The sequence below is a fragment of the Streptomyces triculaminicus genome, from assembly GCF_017349075.1.
Lineage (GTDB): Bacteria > Actinomycetota > Actinomycetes > Streptomycetales > Streptomycetaceae > Streptomyces > Streptomyces triculaminicus.
Genome location: NZ_JAFMOF010000003.1, coordinates 452602 through 468321, shown reverse-complemented (window position 1 = coordinate 468321; position 15720 = coordinate 452602). Strand labels below are relative to the sequence as shown.

Below are 15720 nucleotides of genomic sequence, written 5' to 3'. Positions count from 1 at the left end.
AGGGCATCAAGGAGAGCACGCGTGACGCGCAGCGTGTACGTGACCGGGACCGACCGGGGCGACGGGCGCCAGGTCATCGAGCTGGGAGTCATGGAGCTCCTCACCCGCCACGTGGAGAAGGTGGGCGTCTTCCGCCCCCTCTTCCACGGCGACGGGCCCGACCGTCTCGTCGACCTGCTGCGCTCCCGCTACCGGCTGGCGCAGTCCGCGGAGAGCGTCGTCGGCCTGACCTACAACGAGGCCGCCGCCCTGCAGGCCGAGCGCGGCACCGACGAGCTGGTCTCGCTCCTGGTGGAGCGCTTCCACGCCGTGGCCCGCGAGCACGAGTACGTACTCGTCCTGGGCACCGACTTCGCGGGCACCGCCCTGCCCGACGAGCTGGCCCTCAACGCCCGGCTGGCGAACGAGTTCGCCGCCTCCGTGATCACGGTCGTCGGCGGCCAGGAGCAGTCGGCCGAGTCCGTGGACGCCGAGGCCCGCAACGCCTACCGCGCCTACGAGACGCTCGGCTGCGACGTCGTCTCCCTGGTCGTCAACCGCGTCTCGCCCGCCGACCGCGAGGCGATCGCCGAGCGGCTCTCGGCGACCCTGCCGGTGCCCTGCTACGCGCTGCCGGAGGACGGCTCGCTCTCCGCGCCGACCGTGCGCCAGATCGTGCAGAAGCTGGGCGCCGAGGTGCTGCTCGGCGACGACGCCGGCCTCTCGCGCGACGCCAAGGACTTCGTCTTCGGCGGCGCCATGCTGCCCGTCTTCCTCCCCGCTCTCACCGAGGGCTGCCTGGTGGTCACCCCCGGCGACCGCGTGGACCTGATCGTCGGCGCGCTCGCCGCGCACAGCGCGGGCGCCCCGCCCATCGCCGGTGTGCTGCTGACCCTGGACGAGCGCCCGGGCCCGGACATCCTGGCGCTGGCCGGCCGGCTCGCCCCCGGCACCCCCGTCGTCTCGGTGCCCGGCGGCTCCTTCCCCACCGCGGCCGAGCTGTTCGCGGTCGAGGGCAAGCTCGAGGCGTCCTCGCCGCGCAAGGCCGAGACCGCCCTGGGCCTCTTCGAGCGCCACGTCAACACCTCCGAGCTCACCGGCCGCATCGCCGTGGCCCGCTCCGGCCGGGTGACGCCGATGATGTTCGAGCACGAGCTCATCGAGCGCTCCCGCTCCGCCCGCCGCCGCGTGGTGCTGCCCGAGGGCACCGAGGAGCGCGTGCTGCGCGCCGCCGACGTGCTGCTGCGCCGCGACGTCTGCGACCTCATCCTGCTGGGCGAGGAGGACGTGATCCGCAAGCGCGCCGCCGACCTGAGCATCGACCTGGCCGAGGCGCAGCTCATCGACCCGCAGTCCTCGCCGCTGCGCGAGCGCTTCGCCGAGATCTACGCCAGGGCGCGCGCCCACAAGGGCATGACCGTGGAGCTGGCGCACGACGTCGTCGCCGACGTGTCCTACTTCGGCACGCTGATGGTCCAGGAGGGCCTGGCCGACGGCATGGTCTCCGGCGCGGTGCACTCCACCGCCGCCACCATCCGCCCCGCCTTCGAGATCATCAAGACCGCGCCGGGCGCCCAGATCGTCTCCTCGGTCTTCTTCATGTGCCTGGCCGACCGGGTCCTGGTCTACGGCGACTGCGCGGTCAACCCCGACCCGAACGCCGAGCAGCTCGCGGACATCGCCATCCAGTCCGCCGAGACCGCCACCCAGTTCGGCGTGGAGCCGCGGATCGCGATGCTGTCGTACTCCACCGGCACCTCCGGCTCCGGCGCGGACGTCGACAAGGTCCGCAAGGCCACCGAGCTGGTGCGCGAGCGCCGGCCGGACCTGCTGGTCGAGGGCCCGATCCAGTACGACGCCGCCGTGGACGCCGCCGTGGCGAAGACCAAGCTCCCCGGCTCCGAGGTCGCGGGCAAGGCCACGGTGCTGGTCTTCCCCGACCTCAACACGGGCAACAACACCTACAAGGCCGTGCAGCGCTCGGCCGGCGCGGTCGCGGTCGGCCCGGTCCTGCAGGGCCTGCGCAAGCCGGTCAACGACCTCTCGCGCGGCGCGCTGGTCCAGGACATCGTGAACACGGTGGCCATCACCGCCATCCAGGCCCAGGGCGAGCAGCGCGGCGAGCGCACGGAACCCTGAAGCCGGACCCCCGCGTCCGTACGGCCGTACGGGCACCCGGCGGGCCCCGCGCCCGCCGGCCCGTACGGCCCCGGCACCCCACAGCCGTAGCAGCACCCCACCCGCCCCCTCAACCGGAAAGCCCCGATGACTTCCCACGCCACCCGAGTTCTCGTCCTCAACTCCGGCTCCTCCTCGGTCAAGTACCAGCTGCTCGACATGGCCGACGGCGCCCGTCTGGCCGTCGGGCTGGTCGAGCGCATCGGCGAGGAGACCTCGCGGCTGGCGCACACCCCGCTGGCCACGGGCGGCGCCAAGCGCGAGCGCGTGGAGCCGATCGCCGACCACGCCGCCGCGCTGAACGCCGTCGCCGAGGAGCTGGCCGCCGACGGGCTGGGCCTGGACTCGCCCGAGCTGGCCGCGATCGGCCACCGCGTGGTGCACGGCGGCCGGGAGTTCACCGAGCCGACCGTGATCACCGAGGAGGTCGTCGCGGAGATCGAGCGGCTGATCCCTGTCGCCCCGCTGCACAACCCGGCCAACATCACCGGCATCCGCACCGCCCAGGCCCTGCGCCCCGACCTGCCGCAGGTCGCGGTCTTCGACACCGCCTTCCACACGACGATGCCGGAGTCCGCCGCGCGCTACGCCATCGACGTCGAGACGGCCGACGCCCACCGCATCCGCCGCTACGGCTTCCACGGCACCTCGCACGCCTACGTCTCCCGCGCCACGGCCGAGCTGCTGGGCAAGGACCCCTCCGAGGTCAACGTCATCGTTCTGCACCTGGGCAACGGCGCCTCGGCCTCGGCGGTGCGCGGCGGCCGCTGCGTGGACACCTCGATGGGCCTGACCCCGCTGGAGGGCCTGGTCATGGGCACCCGCTCCGGTGACATGGACCCCGCCGTGATCTTCCACCTGGCGCGCACCGCCGGGATGTCCGTCGACGAGATCGACTCGCTCCTGAACAAGAAGAGCGGTCTGATCGGACTGTGCGGCGACAACGACATGCGCGAGATCCGCCGGCGCATCGACGAGGGCGACGAGCGGGCGGAGCTCGCCTTCGACATCTACGTGCACCGGCTGAAGAAGTACATCGGTGCCTACTACGCGGTTCTCGGCAGGGTCGACGCCGTGGCCTTCACCGCGGGCGTGGGCGAGAACGCCGCCCCCGTGCGCGAGGCCGCCGTGGCGGGCCTGGAGCAGCTGGGCCTGGCCGTGGACGCCGACCTCAACGCGATCCGCTCGGACGCGGCGCGGCTGATCTCCCCCGAGGGCGCCCGGGTCGCGGTGGCCGTGGTGCCGACCGACGAGGAGCTGGAGATCGCCACCCAGACGTATGCGCTGGTCAGCTCGTGATCGCCGACCGTTCCTTGGTCATTCCCACAGCTCGAATATTCCGCTCCGAAACAAACCGATAGGATCCGCCTCATGCGCCGTTCCAAAATCGTCTGCACCCTGGGCCCCGCCGTCGACTCCTACGACCAGCTGAAGACGCTGATCGAGGCCGGTATGAACGTGGCCCGTTTCAACATGAGCCACGGGACCCACGCGGAGCACGAGGAGCGGTACAACCGCCTCCGTAAGGCCGTGGAGGAGACCGGGCGCGCGGTCGGCGTGCTCGCCGACCTGCAGGGCCCGAAGATCCGACTGGAGACCTTCGCGGACGGTCCCGTCGAGCTGGTGCGCGGCGACGAGTTCACGATCACCATCGAGGACGTCCCGGGCGACAGGACGATCTGCGGCACGACCTACAAGGGCCTGCCGGGCGACGTCGTCAAGGGCGACCAGGTCCTGATCAACGACGGCAACGTCGAGCTGCGCGTCACCGAGGTCGACGGCCCCCGGGTCAAGACGATCGTCATCGAGGGCGGCGTCATCTCCGACCACAAGGGCATCAACCTGCCCGGCGCGGCGGTGAACGTCCCGGCGCTGTCCGAGAAGGACATCGACGACCTGAAGTTCGCGCTCGCCATGGGCTGCGACATGGTCGCGCTGTCCTTCGTCCGCGACGCCGCCGACGTCCGCGACGTGCACCGCGTCATGGACGAGGTCGGCCGCCGCGTGCCGGTCATCGCCAAGGTCGAGAAGCCGCAGGCCGTCGACAACATGGCAGAGGTCGTCATGGCCTTCGACGGTGTCATGGTGGCCCGTGGCGACCTGGCCGTGGAGTATCCCCTCGAGCGCGTCCCGATGGTGCAGAAGCGCCTCGTCGAGCTGTGCCGCCGCAACGCCAAGCCGGTGATCGTCGCCACCCAGATGATGGAGTCGATGATCACCAACTCGCGCCCCACGCGCGCCGAGGCGTCCGACGTCGCCAACGCGATCCTGGACGGCGCGGACGCGGTCATGCTCTCCGCCGAGTCGTCGGTGGGCGCCTACCCGATCGAGACCGTCAAGACGATGTCCCGCATCGTCGAGGCGGCCGAGGAGGAGCTGCTCTCCAAGGGCCTCCAGCCGCTGGTGCCGGGCAAGAAGCCGCGCACCCAGGGCGGTTCCGTCGCCCGCGCCGCGTGCGAGATCGCGGACTTCCTGGGCGCCAAGTCGCTGGTCGCCTTCACCAAGTCCGGTGACACCGCCCGCCGCCTGGCCCGCTACCGCGCGGCCCAGCCGATCCTGGCCTTCACCACGGACGCCTCCACCCGCAACCAGCTCACCCTGAGCTGGGGCGTCGAGACCTTCGTCGTCCCGCACGTGGAGAACACCGACGCGATGGTCGACCTCGTCGACGCCGAGCTGCTGAAGCTCAAGCGCTACAACGACGGCGACACCATGATCATCACCGCCGGCTCCCCGCCCGGCATCCCCGGCACCACCAACATGGTGCGGGTCCACCACCTGGGCGAGAACCGCTAGGTCCGCGTTCGCGCAGCACGACGGCCGCCACCCCCGCGGGGGTGGCGGCCGTCGCCTTTTCCGGGACGTCTCCGGCTTTCCGGGACGTCCCCGGGGCGGAGCGATCGCGTCGGCCGCCCCGCGCGCGGGCCCGGGGACGGCATGCCATACCGTTCGCTCCCTGAATCAGGCACCACCCGCAAGGAGCACCCGTGTCCCTCATGGACCGCCGCCGCAGACAGACCTTCGAAGCAGCGACCCCGATGCTGGCCGCCGGTGAACGGGTCGACCTCATCACCTGCGCCAACGTCGGCACCGTCTCGGTGCGCCGGCAGGTCGCGACGGCCGCGCTCGTCGGCGTGCTCAGCGCCGGCACCATCATGGCGACGGTCCGGCCGCGGCAGATGTACCTCGTCCTCACGGACCGGCGCCTGCTGTTCTTCGACGCCTCGACCACGACCGGGAAGCCGGGCAAGCTCCTGATGGAGCTGTCGCGCCCGTACGTGGCGGCGGGCCCGGCGCGGAAGGGCATGCTCGGCCTCACGCTGATCATCGAACTGGCCCTGGCCGGCCAGGCCGAAGGCCTCAGGCTGACCTTCCCGTCGCCCTGCCGGGCGGACGGCCGGCAGCTGGCGGGACTCCTGCCGGCCGCCCCCTGATCAGGGGTACGTGCCCTCCGTCAGGTACTGGTGGAGGTTCGGGATGTGGAGCGTCCCGCCGTACTGGCCCGACTGGCGGATCTTCACGTCGGTGAAGAAGATCGGGATCGGCAGCTTCACGCCCGGGATCAGCGGGGGCGGGCTCGTCGGCGACTGCGTCGCCGGGATCAGCCCCAGCAGCTTGCCCTTCAGCTCCTCGGTGTACATGGTGATGCGGCCGCCGCCGACCGTGGACTCCGTGCCCATGCCGGCGACGTGGTACTGCTTGCCCTGGCTGTTGACGACCTGGTGCAGGTCCCTGATCGCCAGCGAGTCCGCGGTGAACTTCAGGACGGACTTCTGCTGCCCGTTCACCGTCGTGATCTTCTTGACGCCCTCGTAGGTCAGCCCGGTCAGGGTGAGCCTGCTCGCCTCCAGGTACCAGGGCTGGTTGGGGAAGGCGCGCTTCTCGTTCTCGTCGATGACGTTGGGGTGGGGGCAGGGCTTCGGGGTCTTGTCGGTGTCCCCCGACGCGGACGGGGACGGGGACGGCGACGCCGAGTCCGACGCGGACGGGGTCTTGGGGGTGCCCTTGGCCTCGGGTGCTGCCCCGGCCTCGGTCGCGTCCTTGGACGTGGACGCCTTGGGCGCCGCGGGCACCTTGGGCGCCCCGGGCTGCCGGCCCGAGGGGGACGGCGACGCCGAGGGCGAGGCGGAGGGGGCGGGCGACGCGCCCGTACCGTCCGGCTTCGCGTCGCCCTTGCGGCCCGTGAGGATGTCGCCGAGCTTCTCGCCGAGCCCCAGCGGATCCAGCGGATTCGTCTTCTTGGACGGCGACGCGGACGGCGAGGGGGACGACGACGGGGACGGCGAAGCCGTCGGCGGCTTCGCGGACGACGCGCCGGAAGGCTCGCGACCCCGGCTCGTCGCGCCGCTGTCCTTGCCGTCCGTCTTGCCGTCCGTCTTGCCGTCCGTCTTACCGTCCGCCTTGCCGTCCGCCTTGGCCGACGCGGACGCCGACGAGGACGGGGACGGCGACGCGGATCCGGACGGGGTCGGCTCGTCCGTCGGCCCGGGCGATTCCTCCGGGGCGGCGTCCGGCGCGGTCACGCACCCCGCGTCCCCGAAGGGGTTCACCGGCGGTACGGGCCGGGCCTGCGCCAGCGTCGGCGTGAGGCCCATGCCCATCAGCACCGCGCTGGGCATCGCCGCGAGGGCGACCGCCTTCCCGGCCGGCATGTGCAGCCGGGAGAGCAGTGGCTTGCGGGGCGCGGCGTGCCGCGGGCCGGATCTGGTGGGGCCGTCGGGGCGGCCGTCGTGTTCGTGGTCAGTCGGCACGGTGGCCCCCGCCGGAGTCCTCGACGCTGGCCATCGCCGGCGGCCTGCCGGGCGCCCAGGAGACGCCGAGCGCGCCCCCGAGGAGGGCGAGCAGGAAGCCGACCAGGAAGGCGCCGAAGTTGGAGACGACCAGGGAGACCAGCGCGAGCAGGATCGCGGCGACGCCCGCGAAGACCCTCGACTGCGGCTGGTACCACATGGTCAGTCCGAGCACGATCAGCAGCACGCCGATGATCAGCGAGCCGGCGCCCGCCGTCGTGGCCATGCGGATGTGCAGATCGCCCAGAGTCATCGTCTGGTACGGGATGTACATGATCGGTACGCCGGCCAGTATGCACAACAGCCCGCCCCAGAAGGGGCGGCGGCCCCGCCAGTCCCAGAATGAACGGCGGGTGCGGCCGAGAGTGTCGATCAGCCGTGGTCGCGTTTCGGCGCTCATGGTGTACAGCTCCTCGGGACTGACGAATCGGTGGTACGTGGCGCGAAGGGACGCGGGGACGGTACGGGCACGGGGACGCGGAAGCACCGCCCCGTACCCGACCGCTCAGTGCGTCACCCGGGGCACTTGCCGGCGCCCGTGCTGACACTCATGTGCAGGCCCGGGAGCGTGAACGAGCCCGCCGAGGTCGCCCAGGCGCGCTGGTTGACGTCGGTGAACTCCACCTCGTCGGCCTGCTGGGCGAACGAGCCCGGCACGTAGGCGCCGCGCCCGTCCTTGTCCGGGGCCGCCGGCCCCGGGCCCTTGGTGGTGTCGCTCACCGAGACGCCGATGTCGACGTTGGTGAACTTGGCGTTGGCGGAGAGGTCGTCGGCGTCGATGAAGAGCTTGGTCGCCTCGACCTTCTTGTCACCGTCGCCGGCCGTCAGCTTCATCGACACGTCGCCGATGGGCGTCGGGATGGTCACCGCCTGGCAGAGCTTGACGATCTCCGCCGAGTTGATGCCGACCACCGCGACGGGCTTGTTGCCCTTCTTGGTCTGGTCGAGCGCGCCGTACTGGACGAACCCCTTGCCGTTGAGGCTCTTGGCCGTCACCTGGAACTGCTGGCCGGAGACGCTGAACGACGCCGCCAGCGCGCCCTGGGCGAGCGCGACGCCGATCGCGGCCGTCGCCGCGACGCTCGGCACCATCACGACGGCGAACCGACGCCATCTGGTGCCCCCACGAGTCTGGGACTTCACCACTTTCCTCCTTCTCGGACGTACATCTCCGGCCGCGGGCGTCTTCGGCCCGCGCCGGGATGGGAGAAGCGCTACGTCCTCGGGAAGGAGAGCGCCGTCGCACGTGACGGCGCGCATCGCGCCCGCTGCACATCGGCGTTCACCCCCGAGCGACAACCACTGGCCACGCCTTCGCGCAACCGCGGGAACAGGCCCTGCCGTTGGCGGCGGGGACCCCCCTGTCCCAGAACCGGCGCCGGGGCACCGGTCCACCCGGTGGGGACCCACACACCGCGTGCCGACCGGTGGGACGGATCGCGGGTGTGGACCGGGCTGCGCCGATCGTGGTCCATTCGCGCCCGGGGCACAAGAGGTTGATTACTCGCGAGTAACGGGGCGATAACCACCGGGCGACCGGTCCGCATCGGACCATCGGGGGAAGATGCCGCAGCGTGCCCGCGCACAGGCGGAGAAAAACAGAGGAACCCGGGCGAATGCCCGGGCTCCTCTTACTGGCAGTAACAGAGTGCGCGTTTACCAAGTTTTGGTAAAGCGCGGTGGCTGTGCCGCTTGGGACACAGGGGACGCGAGGCCCTCAGAACAGCGCGCGCGACAGCGCCGTACGCGCCGCCGTCACCCGCGGGTCCTCCGGACCGATCACCTCGAACAGCTCGAGCAGCCGCACCCGCGCGGCCTCCCGGTCCTCGCCCGCCGAACGCCTGACCGTGTCGATCAGCCGCCCGAAGGCGTCCGCGACGTGGCCGCCGACCAGGTCGAGGTCGGCCGCCGTGATCTGCGCCGCCACATCGCCCGGGGCGTCCGCGGCCGCCTTGCGCACCTGCTGGGGGTCCAGGCCCTGGACGCGCTGCAGCAGCTCGGCCTGCGCCAGGCCCAGCCTGGCCTCGGCGTTGCCCGGGTCGTCGGACAGGACGTTCTGGTAGGCGCGCACGGCGCCGCCCAGGTCACCGGCGTCCAGCGCCTCGTGCGCGGCACCCAGGACGCTGTCGTACGGGCTCACCGGCGCGGACGGCACGGCCTCGGCGTCCTGGCCCGGCTCCACGGCCACGCCCACGATGCCGAAGCGCTGCTCCGCCACCGCGATCAGCTGGTCCAGCACCTGCCGGATCTGCTCCTCCGGGGCGGCCCCCTGGAACAGCGGCAGGGCCTGCCCGGCCACCACGGCGAAGACGGCCGGGATGGACTGGACACCGAACTGCTGGAACAGCAGCTGGTTGGCCTCGACGTCGACCTTGGCGAGCACGAACCGCCCGGCGTACTCCTGCGCCAGCCGCTCCAGCAACGGGCTGAGCTGCTTGCACGGCTCGCACCAGTCGGCCCAGAAGTCGACGACGACGGGCACCTCGGCGGAGCGCTGCAGGACCTCCAGCTCGAAGCCCGCCTCATCGACGTCGAGGACGAGCCGGACGCCGGCGCCGGGCGCCACGCCCTGGCGCGCGGCCTCGGCCCGCGCCTGCTCCGCCTTCTGCTTCGCTTCCCCGGCCGCCTTCACCGCGGCGAGGTCGACCACTCCACTCATGGACATGTTCCGTGGCTGCATGGGCCTATCCTCCCCCCTGCACGCGGTGAACCGGAAAAGTACGGCGGTAGCGGTTCCGCTGTGACGCCGGGTCCCCACCTGGCGTCCGTGGTTGTCGCTCTTACGCTACGAGCCGTAGCGTAACTGCAGGGGTGGGTTCTCCGGCAAGGTTTCCCCGTGATCTGCGTCTCACACCCGCTCCCTTACTCGGCGGTAGGGTCGGCCCCATGAGTTCCGCCCCGCCCCCGCCCACCACCGCCCCGGCGGCGGCCGCACGGGCCGGCCCCGCGATCCCGCGGCGGACCGGGCGATCCTGCACGCGACGCGCACCGCGCTGGTCGAACTGGGCTGGGGCAAGCTGACGATGGGCGACGTGGCGGCGCGCGCCGGGGTCGCCAAGACCACCCTCTACCGCCGCTGGGCGAGCAAGAACGAGCTGGTGGTGGACGCGGTCGCCGCCCTCTTCGACGAACACCTCGAGCTCCCCGACCGGGGCAGCCTGCAGGCCGACATCGAGGGCGTCGTGCTGCGGTTCGCCGCGCTGCTGGAGCGGCCGGAGACCAAGACGGCCCTCATGGCCGTGGTCGCGGAGTCGACGCGGGACGACGCCCTGCGCGACCGGATCCGTTCCGCGATCGTCGACCGGCAGAAGTCGCTGGTGCTGCTGGGGCGCGAGCGCGCGCAGGCGCGGGGGGAGCTGCCGCGGGAGGACGACCCGGAGGTGGCGGCCCGTACGGCGGATCTGATCTTCGACGTGATCGCCGGGGCCGTCGTCCACCGGACGCTGGTGAGTGCCGAGTCCGTGGACGAGGAGTGGGCCCGGACGTTCGCGGGAGTGCTGGTGGGCGGGCTGGGGTCCGCAACCGGGGCTCGAACGCCGGACGGGCTGAACAGCAGCCCGTCCGGCGTTTGAGGACGCCGCGCGCAGCGCGGTCCCTCAGAACCCCGCCGGCTCCGTGTACACGCCCCACTCCTCGCGCAGGACGTCGCAGATCTCACCCATGGTGGCCTCGGCCCGAACCGCCTCGAGCATCGGACCGATCATGTTCGAGCCGTCCCGCGCGGCGGCCAGCATGGCCTCCAGGGACCGGCGCACCTTCGCGTCGTCGCGGTGCGTCTTGCGGTCGGCCAGGACGCGCACCTGCTCGCGCTCGACCTCGTGGCTGACCCGCAGGATCTCCAGGTCGCCGGTCACCGAGCCCTCGTGGCAGTTGACGCCGACGACGCGCTTGGCGCCCTTCTCCAGGGACCGCTGGTACTGGAAGGCGCTCTCGGCGATCTCGCCGGTGAACCAGCCGTCCTCGATGCCGCGCAGGATGCCGGAGGTGATGGGGCCGATGGGGTGCCTGCCGTCGGGGTGCGCCCGCAGGCCGCGCTCCCTGATCTGCTCGAAGATCTTCTCGGCGTCGGCCTCGATGCGGTCGGTGAGCTGCTCGACGTACCAGGAGCCGCCCAGCGGGTCGGCGACGTTGGCGACGCCGGTCTCCTCCATCAGCACCTGCTGGGTGCGCAGGGCGATCTCGGCGGCCTGCTCGCTGGGCAGGGCCAGCGTCTCGTCGAGGGCGTTGGTGTGGAGCGAGTTGGTGCCGCCGAGCACGGCGGCCAGCGCCTCCACGGCCGTACGCACGACGTTGTTGTACGGCTGCTGGGCCGTGAGCGAGACGCCGGCGGTCTGGGTGTGGAAGCGCAGCCACTGGGCCTTGTCGGTCTTCGCGCCGTAGACCTCCTTCATCCAGCGGGCCCAGATGCGGCGGGCCGCTCGGAACTTCGCGATCTCCTCGAAGAAGTCGAGGTGGGCGTCGAAGAAGAAGGACAGGCCCGGCGCGAAGACGTCTACGTCGAGGCCGCGGCTGAGCCCCAGCTCCACGTAGCCGAAGCCGTCGGCGAGCGTGTAGGCGAGCTCCTGCGCGGCCGTGGCCCCGGCCTCGCGGATGTGGTAGCCGGAGACGGACAGCGGCTTGTAGGCGGGGATGGAGCTCGCGCAGTGCTCCATCAGGTCGCCGATCAGGCGCAGGTGGGGCTCGGGCGGGAAGAGCCACTCCTTCTGCGCGATGTACTCCTTGAAGATGTCCGTCTGCAGGGTGCCGTTGAGGACGCCGGTGTCGACGCCCTGCCGCTCGGCGGCGACCAGGTACATGCAGAAGGCGGGGACGGCGGGCCCGCTGATCGTCATGGAGGTGGTGACGTCGCCCAGCGGGATGTCCCTGAAGAGGATCTCCATGTCGGCGGCGGAGTCTATGGCGACGCCGCAGTGGCCGACCTCGCCGAGGGAGCGGGGGTCGTCGGAGTCGCGGCCCATGAGGGTGGGCATGTCGAAGGCGACGGAGAGCCCGCCGCCGCCGGCGGCCAGGATCATCTTGTAGCGCTCGTTGGTCTGCTCGGCGTTGCCGAACCCGGCGAACTGGCGGATGGTCCAGGTCCGGCCGCGGTAGCCGGTGGCGTGCAGACCGCGGGTGAAGGGGTACTCGCCGGGCCAGCCGATCCGCTCGAAGCCCTCGTAGGTGTCGCCGGGGCGGGGGCCGTAGAGCGGCTCGACCTCGTCCCCGGACAGCGTGGTGAAGTCCGCGTCCCGCTTGCGGGCCTTGTCATAGCGGGCCTGCCAGCGGCGACGGCCCTCCTCGATGGCTTCAGCGTCCATGCCTCCGAATTTACTAGGACGTCCTAGTAAATGTCGATGGGCAACCGCCGGGCGCGTACTGCGCCCGGCGGAGAAAGGTCAGGCCTTGGCGACGGCCGGCGCCTCGTCGGCGATCATCGGCTCGATCTCCCGGACGACCTTGCGCTCGACGAAGAACGCGGCGGTCGGGATCGTGCCGGAGACCAGCACCCACAGGAGCTTGCCGACCGGCCACTTGGCCTTGGAGCCCAGGTCGAAGGCGAAGACGAGGTAGATGATGAAGAGCACGCCGTGGATCTGGGAGATCACGAGCGTGGCGCCCGCGCCGGTATCGAAGCCGTACTTGAAGACCATGGCGGCGCAGAGCACCAGCAGCATCACGGCGGTCAGATAGGCCATCACCCGGTAGCGGGTCAGCACGCTTCGCTTCATGCCCATGAGCGTAACCGCCCGATTTGCGGGATCTTCGCGCGGGTCGGCCCGCGCGTCAGTCCTCGGCGAAGTCGCCGGAGGCGACCCGCAGGGGCCGCAGCATCCGGAAGATGTCCCCGCACTCCTCCGCGTCGTACGCGCCGAGCCCGAAGTCCATCGCCATCAGGTCGCGGGTGGCCGACTCGACGACCTCGCGGCCCTTGCCGGTGATCGAGGCGAGCGTGCCGCGGCCGTCGTTGGGGTTGGGGCGCTTGTCCACCAGGCCGGCCTTGACCAGGCGGTCCACGGTGTTGGTGACCGACGTCGGGTGGACCATCAGCCGCTCGCCGATCTTGGACATCGGCAGTTCGCCGGCCTTGGAGAAGGTCAGCAGCACCAGCGCCTCGTAGCGCGCGAAGGTGAGCCCGTACGGCTTGACGACCGCGTCGACCTGTCCGAGCAGGATCTGGTGCGCCCGCATGATCGAGGTGATCGCGGCCATGGAGGGCACCGATCCCCAGCGCTGCTTCCAGAGCTCGTCGGCGCGGGCGATGGGGTCGAACGGGAGGCTGAGCGGCTTCGGCACCCGACCGACCATACCGGGCGGTCGCATCCCGATCTCCCCCATCCCGGATACCGGGACGCGACCACGGCGGTGCGGGGCGTCAGGCCCCGCCCTGCTCCAGATAGCGCTCGACCGTGGCGACCTTGGACGTGAGACCGTCCGTGACACCTTCGCGGATGTCGGCCTTCAGGACGAGCGAGACGCGTCCGTAGCGCGCCTCGACGGCGGCGACGGCGCGCTTGACGACGTCCATGACCTCGTCCCACTCACTGGAAAAGGGGCACCTCTGGCAACACATTCTGACAACATGGTGATCCCTGTTTTGGGGTGGGAGGGGATTGAGGCATGCGCATTGCGATCTACCTGCGACTGTCCCGGGAGGCGGAGGACTCCGCATCGCTTGAGACGCAGCGAGAGGCGGCCCGGCGGTGGCTCACGGCGAATGGGTACGACCTGAGCGACGCCGTGGAGTACTCCGACGCCAACGTGTCGGGCGCCAAGCCACTTGAGGCGCGACAGCAGATGAGTGCGCTCATGGCCGCCCGGCCCGACCTCGTGATCGCGTGGAAGCTGGACCGGTACGCGCGCAGCGTGTCCGAGTTCCTGCGGCTCGTGTCATGGGGCGAGCGCTACGGCGTCAACATCGCCACGACCGACGGCACGATCAACACCCTGACCCCCACTGGCCGCATGGTCGCCGTCGTGCTGGCGGCACTGGCCGAGTGGGAACGCGAGATGATCAAGGATCGCATCACGGAAGGCCACGCCACGCGCCGCCAGCAAGGACGCTGGGCATCGGGGCGCGCACCTCGCGGGTACCGCATCGTGCGACGTGACGACGCCGCCTACCTGGAGATAGACCCCGAGCAAGCGGCACAGATCCGGGACGCTGTGGCCACCCTGGTCAACGGCGGAACGGTGGCTGGCACGGCGAGGATCGTGGGTGTCAGCGAGCCGCAGTGGCGACGCCTGCTGAAGGCACCGACGCTGCGCGGCCAGCGCACCCACAAGGGGAAGCTGATCACTGGGGCAGACGGCGTCACGCCCGTCCAGTTCGCGGAGCCGATCCTCTCCGCTGCGGAGTTGCGGGCGGCGCGGGACCGCATGGACGCCCTGGCCACCGGCAAGAATCGCGCGCCGCGACGTGCTACGCCGATGTGCTCCGGCATGACGGTCTGCTATCGCGGCTGCAAGCTGAACGGCGGAACATCGGACAAGGGCGTACCGCTCTACCGCTGCAAGGCAGGCCACACCACCATCTACGCCGAGACGCTTGATCAACGCGTGGAGCATGAGTTCCTGACCGTGTTCGGCAGGTTCAACGAATGGCATGTTCGCCTTGAGGGCGGCAACGACTTGTCGGCGGAGATCGAAGAGATCCAGGAGCAGGCCGAGCGGGTGGCGGAGCGCATGGCCACCGCCGGTGCGCTGATGCTGCCGATCCTTGAGCGCAAGGCGGCGGAGCTGGAAGCCGCGTACACCCGGCTGCAAGCCGATCACGACCCGGAGACCCGGGAGGTATCCGTTCCGACCGGACGCACCATGGCGGAAGCGTGGGAGGCGGAGGACGAAACCGGCCGCGCCCACCTTCTCCGGCTGATGAACATGTGCGTGACTCTGCACCCGCGCGGAGTCGCGGACCGCCTGTCCTTCGCATGGGGACCGGCGACCGAAGAAGAAGCCCACGCAGCGAAGTCGGCCGCCATCCCCAGGGTGGAGGCCGAGGCCGCGTAGGCCACCCGACACCCGCTCACGGCCCGTTGCCGGAACTATGGCAGCGGGCCGTTCGCATAGGCCGTCGGCATCACGGTGACGAAGTGACGGTATGACGCTCAATTCCGGTTACCTCTCATGGAGAGGTGTTGTTGAGGGGTGAGCACTGTTCTGCCTGCAAGAGGCTGATCAAGCCCCTGGAACTGGTCCGCCGGGGGCACACGGACCACGCGTCCGGGCCACCTGTCATGATCTACCGGCACACCGACGAATGCCCGGGTCAGGCCGTGGCCGCATGATGGACATGCGGACCTGGCGAAACTCCCACGCACGGGCCACAGACGCGCATGAAGCCTTAGCGGCTGCCTGGCTGCCCTCGGTGTCTCACTGGGGAGACGGAGAAGGCGACGATCATGCGTTGATCACGCTCTCCTTGCGGGCGCGGGCGGCGATGACGCTCGCCTCGGCCTCACGGCGCAGCTTGCGCTCGGCGAAGAAGCCGCCGAAGGGCAGGACGGAGAGGACGAAGTAGAGGGCCGCGGTCTTCAGGTCCCACTTGGTCTTGTTCCAGGCGTCGAGCCAGAAGATGACGTAGATGATGAAGAGGATGCCGTGGACGGCGCCCATCACCGGAACGGCGTTGAAGTCGGTGGTGCGCTTGAGCACCGAGCAGACGCCCAGGAGCAGGAAGGAAACGGCCTCCGGGGCGGAGACCAGGCGGAGCCGGCGCAGGGCGGAGGCGGTCATGAGGTCCACGGGGGCACACCTTCGTCGCTAGTGGCGGGGCCGTCACAGCTTGTGACGGCAT

At 70.9% G+C, this 15720-nt stretch carries 14 protein-coding genes and 1 pseudogene; 6 read left to right on the top strand and 9 right to left on the bottom strand.

The features are described from left to right. Positions 1-21: 21 nt before the first annotated feature. From pta to J1792_RS20745, 4 genes are all read left to right on the top strand, one after another. Positions 22-2118, top strand: coding sequence for a phosphate acetyltransferase (gene pta / locus J1792_RS20760; protein WP_086568142.1), 2097 nt, complete (start codon positions 22-24; stop codon positions 2116-2118). Between the two features lie 126 nt (positions 2119-2244). Beyond that, positions 2245-3456 carry an acetate kinase gene (locus J1792_RS20755; RefSeq protein WP_207247970.1) on the top strand — a complete coding sequence of 404 codons (1212 nt, stop codon included), beginning with the start codon at positions 2245-2247 and terminating at the stop codon, positions 3454-3456. A 72-nt stretch (positions 3457-3528) separates the two neighbouring features. Beyond that, positions 3529-4953, top strand: a complete 1425-nt coding sequence (gene pyk, locus J1792_RS20750) for a pyruvate kinase (protein ID WP_086573478.1) — start codon at positions 3529-3531, stop codon at positions 4951-4953. Positions 4954-5153: 200 nt separating this feature from the next. Further along, positions 5154-5591, top strand: a complete 438-nt coding sequence (locus J1792_RS20745) for a hypothetical protein (protein ID WP_242646430.1) — start codon at positions 5154-5156, stop codon at positions 5589-5591. On the opposite strand, the gene J1792_RS20740 is transcribed toward J1792_RS20745, so the two are convergent. The 4 genes from J1792_RS20740 to J1792_RS20725 all read right to left on the bottom strand — a co-directional run bounded on the left by J1792_RS20740 (position 5592) and on the right by J1792_RS20725 (position 9627). Beyond that, the gene (locus tag J1792_RS20740; protein WP_207247969.1) at positions 5592-6908 is read right to left on the bottom strand and encodes a hypothetical protein; all 1317 of its coding nucleotides are present in this window, start codon (positions 6906-6908) and stop codon (positions 5592-5594) included. Further along, positions 6898-7347, bottom strand: coding sequence for a DUF6114 domain-containing protein (locus J1792_RS20735; protein ID WP_086573482.1), 450 nt, complete (start codon positions 7345-7347; stop codon positions 6898-6900). The genes J1792_RS20740 and J1792_RS20735 overlap by 11 nt, the downstream gene beginning before the upstream one ends. Before the next feature lie 113 nt (positions 7348-7460). Continuing rightward, positions 7461-8090, bottom strand: a complete 630-nt coding sequence (locus J1792_RS20730) for a DUF6230 family protein (protein WP_086573484.1) — start codon at positions 8088-8090, stop codon at positions 7461-7463. 574 nt (positions 8091-8664) lie between these two features. Further along, positions 8665-9627 carry a tetratricopeptide repeat protein gene (locus J1792_RS20725; protein ID WP_207247968.1) on the bottom strand — a complete coding sequence of 321 codons (963 nt, stop codon included), beginning with the start codon at positions 9625-9627 and terminating at the stop codon, positions 8665-8667. Positions 9628-9916: 289 nt separating this feature from the next. On the opposite strand from J1792_RS20725, the gene J1792_RS20720 reads away from it, so the two are divergent. Next, positions 9917-10519: a TetR/AcrR family transcriptional regulator gene (locus J1792_RS20720; RefSeq protein ID WP_207248159.1), complete on the top strand. Its 603-nt coding sequence runs from the start codon at positions 9917-9919 to the stop codon at positions 10517-10519. A 24-nt stretch (positions 10520-10543) separates the two neighbouring features. Here J1792_RS20720 and icmA read toward each other — a convergent pair whose 3' ends face one another. The 4 genes and pseudogenes from icmA to J1792_RS20700 form a co-directional block, all read right to left on the bottom strand. Further along, entirely contained in the window at positions 10544-12244 is a 1701-nt protein-coding gene (gene icmA / locus J1792_RS20715) for a coenzyme B12-dependent isobutyryl-CoA mutase large subunit (protein WP_086567701.1), read from the bottom strand. Positions 12245-12322: 78 nt separating this feature from the next. Then, a complete protein-coding gene (locus J1792_RS20710; protein WP_086567707.1) occupies positions 12323-12655 on the bottom strand; it encodes a DUF3817 domain-containing protein in 333 nt (110 codons plus the stop codon). A gap of 55 nt (positions 12656-12710) precedes the next feature. Further along, positions 12711-13220: a MarR family winged helix-turn-helix transcriptional regulator gene (locus tag J1792_RS20705; protein ID WP_086567705.1), complete on the bottom strand. Its 510-nt coding sequence runs from the start codon at positions 13218-13220 to the stop codon at positions 12711-12713. Positions 13221-13299: 79 nt separating this feature from the next. Beyond that, positions 13300-13467: pseudogene (locus J1792_RS20700) on the bottom strand (thiamine-binding protein); the annotation flags it as partial. Positions 13468-13544: 77 nt separating this feature from the next. Between J1792_RS20700 and J1792_RS20695 the strand changes: the two are divergent. Then, positions 13545-14933 (top strand): recombinase family protein, encoded by a 1389-nt coding sequence (locus tag J1792_RS20695; RefSeq protein ID WP_086567699.1) that lies wholly within the window; start codon positions 13545-13547, stop codon positions 14931-14933. Positions 14934-15323: 390 nt separating this feature from the next. On the opposite strand, the gene J1792_RS20690 is transcribed toward J1792_RS20695, so the two are convergent. Continuing rightward, positions 15324-15668, bottom strand: coding sequence for a DUF3817 domain-containing protein (locus tag J1792_RS20690; RefSeq protein ID WP_086567697.1), 345 nt, complete (start codon positions 15666-15668; stop codon positions 15324-15326). Positions 15669-15720: the final 52 nt, after the last annotated feature.

Coding starts and splice junctions, on each gene's coding strand:
- J1792_RS20725 (WP_207247968.1), bottom strand. CDS start 9,627: ATGCAGCCACGGAACATGTCCATGAGTGGAGTGGTCGACCTCGCCGCG.
- J1792_RS20755 (WP_207247970.1), top strand. CDS start 2,245: ATGACTTCCCACGCCACCCGAGTTCTCGTCCTCAACTCCGGCTCCTCC.
- J1792_RS20695 (WP_086567699.1), top strand. CDS start 13,545: ATGCGCATTGCGATCTACCTGCGACTGTCCCGGGAGGCGGAGGACTCC.
- J1792_RS20710 (WP_086567707.1), bottom strand. CDS start 12,655: ATGAAGCGAAGCGTGCTGACCCGCTACCGGGTGATGGCCTATCTGACC.
- J1792_RS20735 (WP_086573482.1), bottom strand. CDS start 7,347: ATGAGCGCCGAAACGCGACCACGGCTGATCGACACTCTCGGCCGCACC.
- pyk (WP_086573478.1), top strand. CDS start 3,529: ATGCGCCGTTCCAAAATCGTCTGCACCCTGGGCCCCGCCGTCGACTCC.
- J1792_RS20745 (WP_242646430.1), top strand. CDS start 5,154: ATGGACCGCCGCCGCAGACAGACCTTCGAAGCAGCGACCCCGATGCTG.
- icmA (WP_086567701.1), bottom strand. CDS start 12,244: ATGGACGCTGAAGCCATCGAGGAGGGCCGTCGCCGCTGGCAGGCCCGC.